Origin of the sequence: Clostridium sp., from assembly GCF_050717635.1 — a bacterium.
Taxonomy (GTDB): domain Bacteria; phylum Bacillota; class Clostridia; order Clostridiales; family Clostridiaceae; genus Clostridium_AD.
On record NZ_JBOITO010000042.1, the window covers coordinates 26,214 to 41,057 of the forward strand.

Consider the following 14,844-nt stretch of genomic DNA (forward strand, 5'->3'; position numbering starts at 1 on the left):
TAAAAACTAAATAGGTTTTAAAATGTTAAATTAGGGAGGATGATTGAATTGACAAATTCAAAAACCGTAAAAGGACAAAGTAAAAGGAAAAAAATCAAGTTTCCACATGCGTTTGTACTACTCTTTTGCATTATTGTGTTTGTAGCAATACTTACGTACATTATTCCAGCTGGAGAATTTAACCGAGTTGATGTAAATGGAATAAGTATGGTTGATCCTGGCAGTTTTCATATAATTGATTGAACGCCTGTAGGAGTATTCGATGTTTTTGTGGCGGTTCCAAAGGGCATTCAAGCAGCTTCTTTTTTAGTTATTATGATATTGTTGATTGGTGGAGCTGTAAATGTTTTTGATGGAACTGGAGCTATTAAATCAGCCGTATTTGGGTTAACCAAGATAATTGGTAAAGAAAGAAGTCACTGGGTTCTGGCTGCAATTATGCTCTTTTTTGGTTGCCTTGGAGCTTTTCCTGGAATGCTTGAAGCAGCTATTCCATTTGCTCCACTGTGTATAGGTATTGCTTTAGCTCTTGGCTATGATGCGTTAGTGGGTATTTCAATTGCACTAATGGGCATTGTTATGGGTTGGACAGCGGGCCCTTCAAATCCTTGGAATGTTGGTATTGGACAGAACATAGCTGGACTTCCAATGTTTTCTGGTTTTGGTTTCAGACTTATAATTTTTGCGACTCTTATGTAACATCTGTTGCAATGTTTTTTGTCCAAGCAATAATTAATTTTTTTATACCTTCAGGAAGTGGACAGGCAATGGTTACTTTACCAATAATGGTTCCAGCTGCAGATATTATTGGACTTAATAGACAGATAGCCATACTAGCTTATCAATTTGGTGATGGATTATCAAATCTTTGTTATCCAACTGTTGGAGGATTAATAGCATTTTTAATGTACTCTAAAGTATCTTTTAACAAATGGTTAAAATATATTATGCCCTTCATGTTATTAATTGTGAGTGTTGCTATTATATTTTTAATAATAGCAGTTAAGATTAATTTTGGACCTTTTTAAAAATCAACTATTGAATGCACTTTTAATTGAGGCTAATTAAAATAAATATTAATTCAATTGTTCTAAGATTATATGGATTCAGGAATCCATAAATAATTATTCAAGGGAGAGAAAAAATGAAAAAAAATAAGGCGGTAATCAGAAAGTCTATCTTTATTCCAATGAGTATCATTTTTGTTACAGTAATTTTAACAGGTATTATTGCACCAGAAGCATTCTATAATGGAGAAAATGCTATAGTTGGATTTGCTTTTGAAAATTTTGGTTGGTTATTCCAAATATCAGGTGGCATTTTTGTAGCACTTTGCATATTTCTATTGTTTTCTAAATACGGAAACATTAGATTTGGTGGTAAAGATGCAAAACCCAATTTTAGCAACTGGAATTGGTTCGCTATTACTCTTACTGCAGGAATAGCAACAGGAATATTATTTTGGGGTATTGCAGAACCGATAACCCATTTTATGAATCCACCTAAGGTTCTTGGAATTGACCCAGGAACTGAGGCAGCAGCAATATTTGCTATGAGGACATCGTTTGTACATTGGACGTTCATACCTTATGCAATGTATTCTATAGCAGGTATTGGTATAGCATATGCAGTATATAATATGAAACTTCCATACCAAGTTAGCTCAGTACTATATCCTATATTTGGGAAAAAAATTAAAGGTGCTGTTGGATCAGTAGTTGATAATTTATGTTTGTTTGCTATGGCAGGCGCAGTTGCTGCAATACTGGGTGTAGGTACAATGCAAATAGGTAGCGGAATTAATATTTTAACAGGTATAAAAACTGGTAAATCTTTATGGCTAATAATAATAGTGTCAATAGTTGTAACTTATATTGCATTTAGTTACACAGGAGTTAGCAAAGGTGTAAGATGGCTTGCAGACAAAAACTCAAAGATATTTATTATAATAATGTTGTTTGTATTTATATTTGGGCCAACAGCATTTATATTAAATTTAGGAACCCAAAGTGCAGGAGATTTTATCCAAAATTTCTTTACAAGTACTAGTTTTACAAGTCCTATAAATGGATCTGACTGGCCAAGATGGTGGCCAATTTACTACTGGGCAATTTGGCTTGCATATGCACCACTTGAAGGATTGTTCTTTACCATGCTTTGCAAAGGTAGAACAATAAGAGAGTTTCTCATAGTTAATCTCGTACTTCCATCAGCGTTCGGGTTAGTTTGGTTTTCGGTATTTGGAGGAGCTGCTATCCATCTTGAACTTAATGGAGCAAAATTGTGGAGTACAATACAAGATAAAGGACTTGAAGTATCATTGTTTGCATTCATGCAAAATTTTCCATTAGCAAAGTTTATGTGTTGGTTAATAATATTTACTATAATAATATCAATTGTAACACTATGCGATTCAATGACAGCAACAATAGCTTCACTTTCAACTACAACTAATAATAATTCGAATTTCGAAGCTCCTGGGTATTTGAAAATATTTTGGGGAGTAGTTATGGCTTCTATGGCTATAGTGAATATTCTGAGCTCTGGAGGGAAGATTAGCGGTATTGATTCTACAAAGCAAATTGCTACGGTTGCAGGTTTTCCAATATTATTTCTAATGTTACTTATGGCATACTGTACAATAACAATGTTAGTTAAGAATGAAAAGTATGATTTAGCGTATTATCCAGATACAGCACATATTGATGAGGAAGTAGTAGTTAAGAACGAAGAAGATGAAAAAGATATAGAAGTTATGAATGAGGAAGATGCAGTAGTTAAAAATGATGATACGCTGAAGATGTAAGTAAGAAATATTATGCGAAATTTTTAACTTAAAAAAATAATTTTATGAGGTGAAAAAATGGACAATGTACTATTACTAACAGGGAAGGATTTAACCATTCAGGATGTTTATAATGTATCCGTTAAAAGTTATAGCGTTGAAATAAGTGTAGCAGCAAAAAAAGTACTTGAAGATTCAAGGCAACTTGTTTTTGATTTGGTAGATAGCGATATACCTGTCTATGGTTTCAACACAGGTGTTGGTTGGAATAAAGACAAGAAGGTTATGAAGGAGTTTTTTAATCAGTACAATACAAATCTTATTCGTGCTCACTGCGTTGCAGTAGGACCTAATGCAAGCGTTGAGGAAGTAAGAGCAATCATGCTTGTAAGGTTTAATGCACTCTTAAATGGATGCACTGGTATACAACCTGCTATAGCTTATAAGTATGCTGAAATGCTAAATAAAAAGGTTACACCTGTAGTACCTGAAAGAGGCTCTGTAGGAGAAGCTGATATTAGCTGTATGTCTCATATAGGTCTTTGCATGATAGGGGAAGGAGAAGCCTACTATGAGGGAAAACTCATGGCTGCTTCAGAAGCACTTGCATTAGCTGGTATTGAAGAGGCAATTTTAGGGCCAAAGGATGGACTTGCAATAGTGAGCTCTAACGCACTTTCAGCTGGAGAGGGGGCACTAGTAATTAAAGAAGTACAAAACCTACTTGACACTGCTGATATGGTATACGCAATGAGCCTTGAAGGACTTAATGGAAATACATCTCCACTTGACCCGAAAACACATGAAGCAAGACCTTTCCCTGGGCAGGCATATAGTGCGAAAAAAATAAGTGAGTACTTGGAAGGTAGTTATATATACCATGCAGATTGGAAAAAACCAGTTCAGGATCCATTGAGTTTCAGGGGTGCTGCTCATATTCATGGAGCAATTAGAGATGCACTTGAGTATGTTGAAAAATATCTTACGATACACATAAACTCTTCAGATGATAATCCATGTGTAATATTAGATGAAAGAAGAATTGCTTCATGCTCAAATTTTGAAGTGACAAACTGGGTATTGGGTTTTGAAATGTTAGGAATAGCACTGAGTCATATGTCAAAAATATCTTGCTATAGAACAATAAAGCTTAGTACTCCTGATTTTACAAAGCTACCAAGATTTTTGTCGCCAGCTGATAATGTAATATGTTTTGGTACAATTCAAAAGGCATTTGCTTCTTTAGATACTGAAATAAGACATCTTTCAAATCCTGCCACAGCAGACTATTTTTCAGTAGCTGGAGATATGGAAGATCATGCAAACAATTCACCTTATGTAGTTCAGAAAACTAGAAAAATTGTAGACAATATGTATTATATATTAGGCATGGAAGCAATGCATGCAGCACAAGCCATAGATTTAAGAACGGATATTTCTTTAGGTAAAGGTACTAAAGCTGCTTATGCAGCTTTGAGAAGTGAGATACCATTTTACAGTGTTGATAGAAACCTAACTGTAGATATTCAAAAATCATATGAAGTCTTAAAAAGTGGAAAATTTATGGATGAAGTTAATAGAACAATAGAGAAATAAATAATTAAATTAATTTAGAACTTGCGGGTAAAACTGCAAGTTCTTAAATTTAAATAAAACAAATGTTTTATGTTCTGACTATTCTTTGACGCTTCTGATATAAAATATAATTAATTAATAATTAAGTTAGGAGAGATGATTATGTTATTAAAATTAAATGTAAACAGAAATAATTATAGCGTAGATGTAGATCCATCTAAAAGGCTTTTAGATGTTATACGAGAAGACTTAAAATTAACAGGAACAAAGGAAGGCTGTAGCGAGGGTGAGTGTGGTGCTTGCACTGTCATTATGAATGGAAAAGCAATTAATTCATGTATGCTACTTGCTGTTCAAGCAAGGGATAGTGAAATAATTACTGTTGAGGGCCTTGAAAAAGACGGTGAACTTTCTGAATTACAAAAGGCGTTTATAGAAAAAGGGGCAGTACAGTGTGGATTTTGCACATCTGGAATGCTTATGTCATCAAAAGCTCTTCTTATGAATAACACTGATCCGTCAGATGAAGAGATAAAGATAGCTATTGAGGGTAATTTATGCAGATGTACAGGGTATGTTAAAATTGAAGAAGCAGTAAAAGAAGCTATTAAAAATAATAAAGTAAAGGAGTAATGGTATGAATAATATTATAGTTAAAACTCCTTATAATTTAAATGAATTAGTAGAATACTTAAAATGTGCTGATAAAAATACTCATTTACTAAGTGGGGGTACAGATTTAGTGATAGAGATGCGTAATAATCCGTTATTCAATGGAACAATTGTAGATGTCAAAGGAGTTAAAGAACTTAATTATATAAGGATAGAAGATGATTTAATAAAAATAGGGGCTAATACTACTTTCACTGAAATTGCTGAAAATGATACAATAAAAAAATATGCAAGTGCTTTAAGTGAAGCAGCGTCAAATGTGGGCTCAACACAAATTAGAAATGTAGCAACACTGGCAGGAAATGTAGCTAATTGTGCAGCAGCAGCGGACGCTATACCCGCTCTTATAGCACTTGATGCAGAAATTAAGATAGTAAACGGAGAAGGTAAAATAGCTATAAAAGAAGTTGAAAAAATTCTTAAAATGCTTAAAAGGGATGAAGCTATTATAGAAATAATTATTCCTTTAAGGAAGAATTGTATAAGTGCATTTGCAAAAATAGGTTCAAGGAGCAGAGTAACTATTGCAAAGCTTAACATAGCTGTATGTGTAAACTGCACTGAAAAAATTAATTCTGCGGTTTTAGCTGTAGGAAGTTTAGGACCTATTGCTCATCGTCTTAAAAGTTGTGAGAAAGTACTTTTAAATGAACAACCTTCAATTGAGCTTCTTGCAAAATTCAAGGAACGCTTGGCAGCAGAGGTAAATTTAGAAATACCTGGAAGAGCATCATTGCCATATAAGAGAGAAGCAATTGTTGGGCTTTGTGAAGATGTTTTTTATTTGTTATTTCCGAAAACAAGAGGTGATAAAGTTGACTAGTGATTATAGATATATTGGAAAAAGAGTTCCTATGTTTGATGTTTATGAAAAAGTTACAGGTAAAATTAAATACGTAGGAGATATGGTTTTTCCAGGGATGATATATGGAAGCCTTTTGCTTTCAAATATTGCGCATGGAATTATTAAAAACATAGATATTAGCGAAGCTGAAAATTTTCCAGGAGTAGTAAAGATACTAACATATGAAAACACGCCTCATAATTATTTTAATTCACATAAATGGTTTGAAGGACTTAGTGTTATAAAAGATGAACTTATGTTTACGAATAAAGTGAGATTTGTAGGAGATAAGGTAGCTGCTGTTTTTGCCGAGGATTATGAAACAGCAAGGAAAGCTTGCTCGCTTATAAAAGTAGAATATGAAGAACTTCCAGCAATAATCGATCCTTTTGATGCGTTAAAAGAAGATAATATAAAAATTCATGAAGCGGGTAACCTTATAACAGAAAAAGTAATTAAATGTGGAGATGTTCTAAATGCATTAGAAAATGCAGAGCTTATAATTGAGGACACAGTTTCCACTCCTAAGATACATCATGCAGCAATGGAGCCTCATGTGTGTATATCAACCATAGACGAATTTAAAAATATAACAATATATTCACCTTGTCAGGAGGTGTTTTCAGTTCAAATTATAGTATCTGAGGCAATTGGTGTTCCAAAGAATAAGATAAGAGTTATCAAGCCACCTATGGGAGGTTCCTTTGGTGCAAAAACACATCCTATTCTTGATCAAATATGTGCATATACATCACTTGTAACTGGAAGGCCAGCAAAGTTACTTCTTGACAGAACTCAAAGTATTATAGCAACAAGAACAAGGCATAATACTATTGGAAGTATAAAAACTGCTGTAAACATCAGTGGAGAAATAATAGGTAGAGATATAGATGTACTTATAGATACAGGGGCATATTTTACAAATGCAGAAGCTGTTTGCATGGCTATGGGTAAAAAAGCTTTTAGGTTGTATAGGATATTTAATCAAACTTATAGAGGGAGAGTAGTTTACACTAATACTCCTATAGGAGGACCTGCAAGAGGATATGGTTCGCCACAAATTCATGCTTTAACAGAAATAAATATGAACAATGTGGCAAGAAAGCTTAATATGAACCCTATAGATATATATTTGAAGAATCTAGTTCATCCTTATGATAAAGACCCTACAGGGGGTACGGACCTTGGTGATTCTCAGATTATAAATTGCGTTATAGAAGGGGCAGAAGCTTTTAATTTCAGGGAAAGATTTGATAGGAAGAAGGATACAGGAAGATTTAAAAAAGGTGTAGGAATGGCTTGTGTAACACATGGTAATGGGTATAAGGGAGCGTATCCGGATTTTACATCAGTTAGTTTATCTATTGATTCACAGGGCTCTCTTGATATGAAACAGTCAATTCATGATCTTGGTTGTGGCACAGTAACCACTATGATGCAGATAGCTGCAGAGGTTCTTGATATGGATATAAAAAAAGTAAGAGCTGTAGAGGCTGATACCAAATTTACGCCTTATGACAGTGCAGGATCTCAAGCAAGTAGAGTTACTTACGTTTGTGGAGCAGCAGTAAAAAGTGGTGCTGAAATAATAAAGGAAAAGCTTTTATGTTTTGGATCTAAATTACTTAATCTAAATAGGGATGATGTATATATTAGAGATGGGTATATATGTAGTAAGAACAATGAAGCAGATAAGCTATCTTATGGTCAAATAGCAGTACAAGTGGAACTTAAATTCAGTGAAGATATATCTACTATATATACATATAAATCACCTGCAAATCCTGGAGCTTATGCTGCTGATTTCGCAGAGGTTACAGTTGACACTTTAACTGGCATGGTAAAGGTCACAGATTTCCTCGCTGTACATGATATTGGGCAAGCTATAAATAGAACTTTTGTTGAAGGACAGATTCATGGAGCTGTACAAATGGGAATAGGGTATGCACTTTCAGAAGAACTAAATATAGATAAGAATGGAAATACTAAATCTGATAGATTTAGCAAGTATCATGTTGTAAATTCTCCAGATATGCCCGATGTAAAAGTTATTCTAATTGAAAATGGAGAAGAGTATGGGCCTTTTGGTGCAAAGAGTGTTGGGGAAATATCAACAAACGGCGTAGCTCCGGCAGTAATAAATGCTCTAAATAATGCTCTAGGCGTAAATATAACTACAATGCCAGCCAATCAAGAGAGAGTTATGCGTTCAATAAAAGGAAAACATAAATAATAGACGTTTTGATGACAATTTAGTAGTAAGATATAATTATAATAATATGCAGAAGGGAATGATAAGTAATGGTTAACAACATGAATATTAAAGATGCAATGACAACTTCTTTAGACAGTTATTTACCTAAGATGCCTAAATTTGTTAAGGGAATAAGAAGAGCTCCAGACAGGGGGTTCCATCTTTCAAAGTCACAGACAGAAATAGCACTTAAGAATGCACTTCGTTATATTCCAGAAAAGTTTCACGAGGAAATTATACCGGAATTCATGGAGGAGCTTACTACAAGAGGAAGAATATATGGATATAGATACCGTCCTGATGCAAAAATATATGGAAAACCAATTGATGAATATGAAGGAAAATGTATTGAAGGTAAAGCTTTTCAGGTTATGATTGATAATAATCTTGATTTTTCTGTAGCGCTATATCCCTATGAACTTGTCACATATGGTGAAACAGGAAGTGTATGTCAAAATTGGATGCAATATAGACTAATAAAAAAATATCTACAGATAATGACTCAAGACCAAACCTTGGTTTTAGAATCTGGACATCCTCTTGGACTTTTCAAATCAAAACCTGATTCACCGAGAGTAATGATTACAAATGCACTAATGATAGGGATGTTTGATAATCAAAAGGATTGGGAAATCGCTGAACAAATGGGTGTAGCAAACTATGGACAAATGACTGCAGGGGGATGGATGTATATAGGGCCACAGGGGATAGTTCATGGTACTTACAATACATTATTAAATGCAGGAAGAATGAAGCTTGGAATACCAGAGGATGGAGATTTAAAAGGACATATATTTGTAACATCAGGACTAGGTGGTATGAGTGGTGCTCAGCCAAAGGCAATTGAAATAGCAAATGCTGTAGGAATTGTAGCTGAGGTTGATGAATCAAGAATTGGTACAAGGCTTGAGCAAGGATGGGTTATGAAGCAATCCTCAGATCTTGATGAGGTATTTAAAATTGCTGAAGAATATATTGAAAAGAAAGAAGCAATGTCAATTGCATACCATGGTAATATAGTGGACTTACTAGAATATGCGGTAAAAAACAATAAGAAAATTGATTTGTTATCTGATCAAACATCTTGCCATGCTGTATATGAAGGTGGGTATTGTCCTCAGGGAGTAACATTTGATGAAAGAACAGAGTTCCTTGCTAAAGATAGAGATACTTTTTGTAAATTAGTCGATAAGACTTTAAGACGTCATTTTGAACTTATAAAAATGTTAGATGATAGAGGGACATATTTCTTTGATTATGGCAATTCATTTATGAAAGCAGTTTATGATGCAGGAGTTAAAGAAATATCAAAAAATGGAATAGATGAGAAAGATGGATTTATATTCCCTTCTTACGTTGAGGATATAATGGGACCACAGCTATTTGATTATGGGTATGGACCATTCAGATGGGTATGTTTAAGTGGAAAGAGTGAAGATTTGCTAAAGACTGATCATGCTGCAATGGGATGTATAGACCCAAATAGAAGATATCAAGATAGAGATAACTATAACTGGATAAGGGATGCAGAAAAAAATAATCTTGTAGTTGGGACGGAGGCAAGAATACTTTATCAAGATGCTACGGGAAGAATAAATATAGCACTTAAGTTCAATGAGATGGTTAGAAACGGAGATATAGGAGCCGTTATGATTGGTAGAGATCATCATGATGTAAGTGGTACTGATTCACCATTTAGAGAAACTGCCAATATAAAAGATGGAAGTAATGTTATGGCGGATATGGCTGTACAATGTTTTGCAGGAAATGCAGCAAGAGGTATGAGTCTTGTAGCGCTTCATAATGGAGGCGGTGTAGGAATTGGTAAATCAATAAATGGAGGATTTGGCCTTGTACTAGATGGAAGTTCTAGAGTAGACGAGATAATTAAGTCTTCTATATCATGGGATGTTATGGGCGGAGTTGCAAGACGTTCTTGGGCTAGAAATGAACATTCTATAGAAACAGTAATAGAATTTAACGATACACATAAAGGCACGGACTATGTTACTATTCCCCATTTAACAAATGAGAACCTAGTGGTGGAAGCAGTTAGCAAGTATTTTAAAAAATAATACATTTGAGAGGAAAGCGTTTATGAAAAAAGGGAACTTACTTATAAAGAATGCATCTGAGCTGGTTACATGTAGTGGAAACATGGCAAAATATGGTGACGAAATGAAAAATATTCATACTATTAAAAATGGAGCCGTTGTAATTGAAAATGGGATAATCAAAGCTGTGGATACTACAGAAGAAATATTAAAAATTTACGATGAGAAGGATTATGAAGTTGTAGATGCATCTAATAGATGTGTTCTTCCTGGATTTGTAGATTCACACACTCATTTTGTATTTGGTGGTTATAGAGCCGATGAATTTTCTTGGAGACTCCGTGGAGACAGTTACATGGATATAATGGAGAGAGGCGGCGGAATACAAAACACAGTAAATGCAACAAGGAATGCCTCATTCGAAGAACTCTATAAGGTAGGGTTTGAAAGACTTAATGATATGCTAAAGCTAGGAGTAACAACTGTGGAAGGTAAAAGCGGTTATGGCCTGGATTTTGATACAGAAATAAAGCAGCTTAAGGTTATGAAAAAACTTAATGAAGAACATGCTATGGACTTAGCAATTACTTTTTTAGGGGCCCATTCAGTTCCACCCGAATATAAAGGGAAAAATAATGAGTACATTGATTTTATTTTAAATAAAGTCCTCCCTGTGGTTAAAGAGGGAAATCTTGCAGAATTTTGCGATGTTTTTTGTGAGGACAAGGTTTTCTCTGTGAATGAGTCACGAAAACTTCTGCTAAAAGCAAAGGAAATGGGTTTTAAAATTAAAATTCATGCAGATGAAATAGTAACTCTTGGAGGTTCAGAGCTTGCAGCAGAAGTTGGAGCAATATCAGCGGACCATCTATTACATGCCTCGGATGAGGGAATAGCGAATATGGCAGAGAAAAAGGTAATTTCTACACTTCTACCATGTACTGCATTCTGCTTAAAAGAGCCATATGCAAGAGCAAGAGAAATGATTGATAAGGGATGCGCTGTAGCACTTGCATCAGATTTTAACCCAGGGAGTTGTTTTACATATTCAATTCCTATGGTATTTGCAGTGGCGGCTATATACATGAATATGAGTATAGAAGAAGCTATAACAGCGCTTACAATAAACGGAGCTGCGGCTGTAGGTAGAGCAGATTCCATTGGAAGCATAGACCCTGGTAAAAAAGCAGATATAGTTATTTTGAAATATCCTTCTTATAATTTTATACCGTACAATACGGGTATAAATCTTGTAGAGAAAGTAATAAAAAATGGAAATATAGTTGTTAATATATAAAAATATTTAATAATAAAGGAGAAAATATGGGAAAATTAGTAGAATGTGTTCCGAATTTTAGTGAAGGAAGAGATAAACAAATTATAGAAAGTATAGTTGATGAGGTTAGAAATACAGAAAATGTAAAACTACTTGACTATTCTTCAGATAAAGACCATAATAGGACAGTTGTTACATTTGTTGGTACACCAGAAGATGCTAAAGATGCTGCTTTTAAGTTAATCAAAAGAGCTTCAGAGCTTATAGATATGAGAAATCAAAAGGGTGCTCATCCAAGAATGGGCGCTACAGATGTGGTTCCATTTATTCCAATTCAGGATGTTACTACAGCAGAATGTGTTGAAATGGCTAAAGAACTTGGAAAGAAGGTTTCTGAAGAATTAAATATTCCAGTTTATCTTTATGAAGATGCAGCTAGTAGCAAGGAACGAACAAATCTTGCGAAGATAAGAAAAGGACAATATGAAGGATTTTTTGAAAAAATAAAACTTCCAGAATGGAAACCTGATTTCGGTCCATGTGAAATGAATGAAAAAAGCGGATGTACAGTTATAGGTGCCAGATTTCCACTTGTAGCATACAATGTGAACTTAGGTACAGATAATTTAGAAATAGCAACTGCCATTGGTAAAAAGGTAAGAGCTATAGGCGGTGGACTTAAATTTGTAAAGGCTATGGGAGTTAAACTTGAAGAAAGAAATATAGTTCAAATTTCTATGAATCTTGTAAATTATGAAAAGACTGCAGTATATAGAGCGCATGAAATGGTTAAAATGGAAGCATTGCGATATGGCGTTCCAGTTGTAGGCAGTGAGGTTATTGGACTCGTTCCTATGAAAGCATTAATTGATTGTGCAGAATATTATCTTCAAATAGAGAACTTTGATATAAGTCAAATACTTGAAAAGAAACTATCAGAATAAAAAATACAAAGATAATAAATATTTAGACTATATAAAATAAGGGGTTGAATTATATGAATATAGTACCAAGTGATATTGAAATAGCTCAAAAGGCAAAGATGTTACCAATTACAAAGATTGCTGAGAAAGTAGGAATTAAAGAAGATGAATTAGAAGCTTACGGTAAGTACAAGGCAAAGGTTTCTTTAAGTATTTTCGATAGATTAAAGGATGAAAAAGATGGGAAGCTTATACTTGTAACAGCAATAACTCCAACTCCTGCAGGTGAGGGAAAATCAACTACTACTATTGGTCTTGGAGATGCTTTAAACAAGATAGGTAAGAAGACATGTATAGCATTAAGAGAACCTTCTTTGGGACCAGTATTTGGAATAAAGGGAGGGGCTGCAGGTGGTGGATATGCCCAAGTAGTTCCTATGGAAGATATTAATCTTCATTTTACAGGAGATATGCATGCTATAACTGCATCAAATAATCTTCTTTCAGCTGCTTTAGATAATCATGTTCATCAAGGTAATGCACTTAAGATAGACATTAGGCAGGTTGCATTTAAAAGAGTTATGGATATGAATGATAGAGCACTTAGAAATATAGTTGTTGGTCTTGGTGGAAAAGTGTGTGGATTTCCAAGAGAAGATGGCTTTATGATTTCTGTTGCATCTGAGGTCATGGCTATTCTTTGCCTTTCTAATGATTTAATGGATCTTAAAGAGAGACTAGGTAAAATAATAGTAGCTTATAACTTGTCTGGAAGCCCAGTAACTGCAAAGGATCTTAAGGTTAATGGAGCAATGGCACTTTTGATGAAAGATGCTATAAAACCAAATATAGTTCAGACATTAGAAAATTCACCAGCATTAATACATGGTGGACCATTTGCAAACATAGCTCATGGATGTAATAGTCTAATAGCTACAAAATTAGGTCTTAAACTTGGAGATTACTTAGTAACTGAGGCAGGTTTCGGTGCAGATCTTGGAGGAGAAAAATTCTTTGATATAAAATGTAGATTTGGAGAGTTAAAACCATCTGCTGCAGTTATAGTTGCAACTATAAGAGCTCTAAAAATGCATGGTGGAGTAGCTAAAGCAAATTTAGGATTAGAAAATCTTGAAGCTCTTGACAAGGGATTTGAAAATTTAGAAAAGCAAGTAGATAATATGAGAAAATTTAACGTACCAGTAATGGTTGCTGTAAATAGATTTAGTAATGATACAGAAAAAGAAATAGAGCTTCTTATAGCTAAATGTAAATCATTTGGAGTTGAAGTGGCGCTTAATGAAGTATGGTCTAAAGGATCAGAAGGTGGCATTGAGATGGCGCGTAAGCTTGTTAACCTTGTGGAAACAGAGGAGTCAAACTTTAAACCTATATACGATGTAAATAGTTCTATAGAAGAAAAGCTTAACACTATTGTTCGTGAAATATATGGTGGAGATGAAGTAGTATTTGAAGCAGGTGCTAAAAAACAATTGAAAAAAATTGAAGAATTAGGTCTTGATAAAATGCCTGTATGTATTGCTAAGACCCAATACTCTTTCTCTGATGATAGTAAACTTCTTGGTGCTCCAAAAGGATTTAAGATTACAATAAAAACTGTAAGGGTTTCTGCAGGTGCAGGATTTGTAGTATGTGAAGCGGGGAATATAATGACATTGCCAGGACTTCCTAAAATTCCAGCTGCAGAAAAGATGGATATAGATGAAAATGGAGTTATAACAGGATTATTTTAAAAGATTATAGTGAAAGGCGGAAAATACAATGTTATTAGTTGATAAAAGTGTTAGAGAATTCATTGATCAAACATCACAAAATTGCCCTGTACCAGGAGGGGGAAGCATTGCAGCATTATCAGCAGCATCTGCTGCAGCACTTGTTTCTATGGTTGCCAGTTTAACTATTGGTAAAAAAGGTTATGAAGATAGCGAAGTTGCGATGAAGGAAATTTATGAAGAGGCTAATAAATACAAAGAAAAGTTTATTGGATATATTGATGAAGACTCAAAGGCTTTTCATAAGGTAATGGATGGATTTAAATTGCCTAAAAGCAATGATGAAGAAAAAGTTGCAAGAAAAGAAACTATTCAAAATGCATTAAAGCACGCGGCAGAGATTCCATACAAGATAGCAGAAAATGCATATAAACTTATGGAATACTCAGAAAAAGTAGTGGAAAATGGAAATAAAAATGCAGTAACTGATGGTGCTGTGTCAGCTATGATGGCAAGAAGTGCCGTTCTATCAGCACTTTATAATGTAAAAATAAATCTATCATCAATAAAGGATAATGAATTTGTAGCTGAATTTGAAAAAAAAGTTTTGTCTCTTGAAATAAATGTAGTTGAAAGAGAAAAACAGGTACTTAGTAAAGTAGTTATATAAGGGGTACACTCCTAAGCTCTAAGCCTAAGGTAAAATAAAATTTGCCTTGGGTTATTTT

At 34.2% G+C, this 14,844-nt stretch carries 13 protein-coding genes; all 13 read left to right on the forward strand.

Annotation, left to right across the window (positions count from 1 at the left end; genetic code table 11):
* Positions 1–48: 48 nt before the first annotated feature.
* The 13 genes from ACREWB_RS21600 (at position 49) to ACREWB_RS21660 (ending at position 14,786) form a co-directional block, all read left to right on the forward strand.
* Positions 49–243 (forward strand): hypothetical protein, encoded by a 195-nt coding sequence (locus tag ACREWB_RS21600; RefSeq protein WP_431549543.1) that lies wholly within the window; start codon positions 49–51, stop codon positions 241–243.
* 27 nt (positions 244–270) lie between these two features.
* Positions 271–699: a hypothetical protein gene (locus tag ACREWB_RS21605; protein ID WP_431549544.1), complete on the forward strand. Its 429-nt coding sequence runs from the start codon at positions 271–273 to the stop codon at positions 697–699.
* A gap of 11 nt (positions 700–710) precedes the next feature.
* A complete protein-coding gene (locus ACREWB_RS21610) occupies positions 711–1,028 on the forward strand; it encodes a TIGR00366 family protein (protein WP_431549545.1) in 318 nt (105 codons plus the stop codon).
* Between the two features lie 116 nt (positions 1,029–1,144).
* Positions 1,145–2,806, forward strand: a complete 1,662-nt coding sequence (locus tag ACREWB_RS21615) for a BCCT family transporter (RefSeq protein WP_431549546.1) — start codon at positions 1,145–1,147, stop codon at positions 2,804–2,806.
* 57 nt (positions 2,807–2,863) lie between these two features.
* The gene (locus ACREWB_RS21620) at positions 2,864–4,381 is read left to right on the forward strand and encodes an HAL/PAL/TAL family ammonia-lyase (RefSeq protein ID WP_431549547.1); all 1,518 of its coding nucleotides are present in this window, start codon (positions 2,864–2,866) and stop codon (positions 4,379–4,381) included.
* Positions 4,382–4,522: 141 nt separating this feature from the next.
* Positions 4,523–4,993 (forward strand): (2Fe-2S)-binding protein, encoded by a 471-nt coding sequence (locus tag ACREWB_RS21625; protein ID WP_431549548.1) that lies wholly within the window; start codon positions 4,523–4,525, stop codon positions 4,991–4,993.
* A gap of 4 nt (positions 4,994–4,997) precedes the next feature.
* Positions 4,998–5,855: an FAD binding domain-containing protein gene (locus ACREWB_RS21630; RefSeq protein WP_431549549.1), complete on the forward strand. Its 858-nt coding sequence runs from the start codon at positions 4,998–5,000 to the stop codon at positions 5,853–5,855.
* On the forward strand, positions 5,848–8,109 hold the full coding sequence (locus ACREWB_RS21635; RefSeq protein ID WP_431549550.1) for a xanthine dehydrogenase family protein molybdopterin-binding subunit: 2,262 nt from the start codon (positions 5,848–5,850) through the stop codon (positions 8,107–8,109). The genes ACREWB_RS21630 and ACREWB_RS21635 overlap by 8 nt, the downstream gene beginning before the upstream one ends.
* A gap of 68 nt (positions 8,110–8,177) precedes the next feature.
* Positions 8,178–10,205 (forward strand): urocanate hydratase, encoded by a 2,028-nt coding sequence (gene hutU / locus ACREWB_RS21640; protein ID WP_431549551.1) that lies wholly within the window; start codon positions 8,178–8,180, stop codon positions 10,203–10,205.
* A gap of 22 nt (positions 10,206–10,227) precedes the next feature.
* Positions 10,228–11,481: an imidazolonepropionase gene (hutI, locus tag ACREWB_RS21645; RefSeq protein WP_431549552.1), complete on the forward strand. Its 1,254-nt coding sequence runs from the start codon at positions 10,228–10,230 to the stop codon at positions 11,479–11,481.
* A gap of 26 nt (positions 11,482–11,507) precedes the next feature.
* On the forward strand, positions 11,508–12,404 hold the full coding sequence (ftcD, locus tag ACREWB_RS21650) for a glutamate formimidoyltransferase (protein ID WP_431549553.1): 897 nt from the start codon (positions 11,508–11,510) through the stop codon (positions 12,402–12,404).
* A gap of 53 nt (positions 12,405–12,457) precedes the next feature.
* Positions 12,458–14,137, forward strand: coding sequence for a formate--tetrahydrofolate ligase (locus ACREWB_RS21655; RefSeq protein ID WP_431549554.1), 1,680 nt, complete (start codon positions 12,458–12,460; stop codon positions 14,135–14,137).
* 28 nt (positions 14,138–14,165) lie between these two features.
* A complete protein-coding gene (locus ACREWB_RS21660; RefSeq protein ID WP_431549555.1) occupies positions 14,166–14,786 on the forward strand; it encodes a cyclodeaminase/cyclohydrolase family protein in 621 nt (206 codons plus the stop codon).
* Positions 14,787–14,844 lie beyond the last annotated feature (58 nt).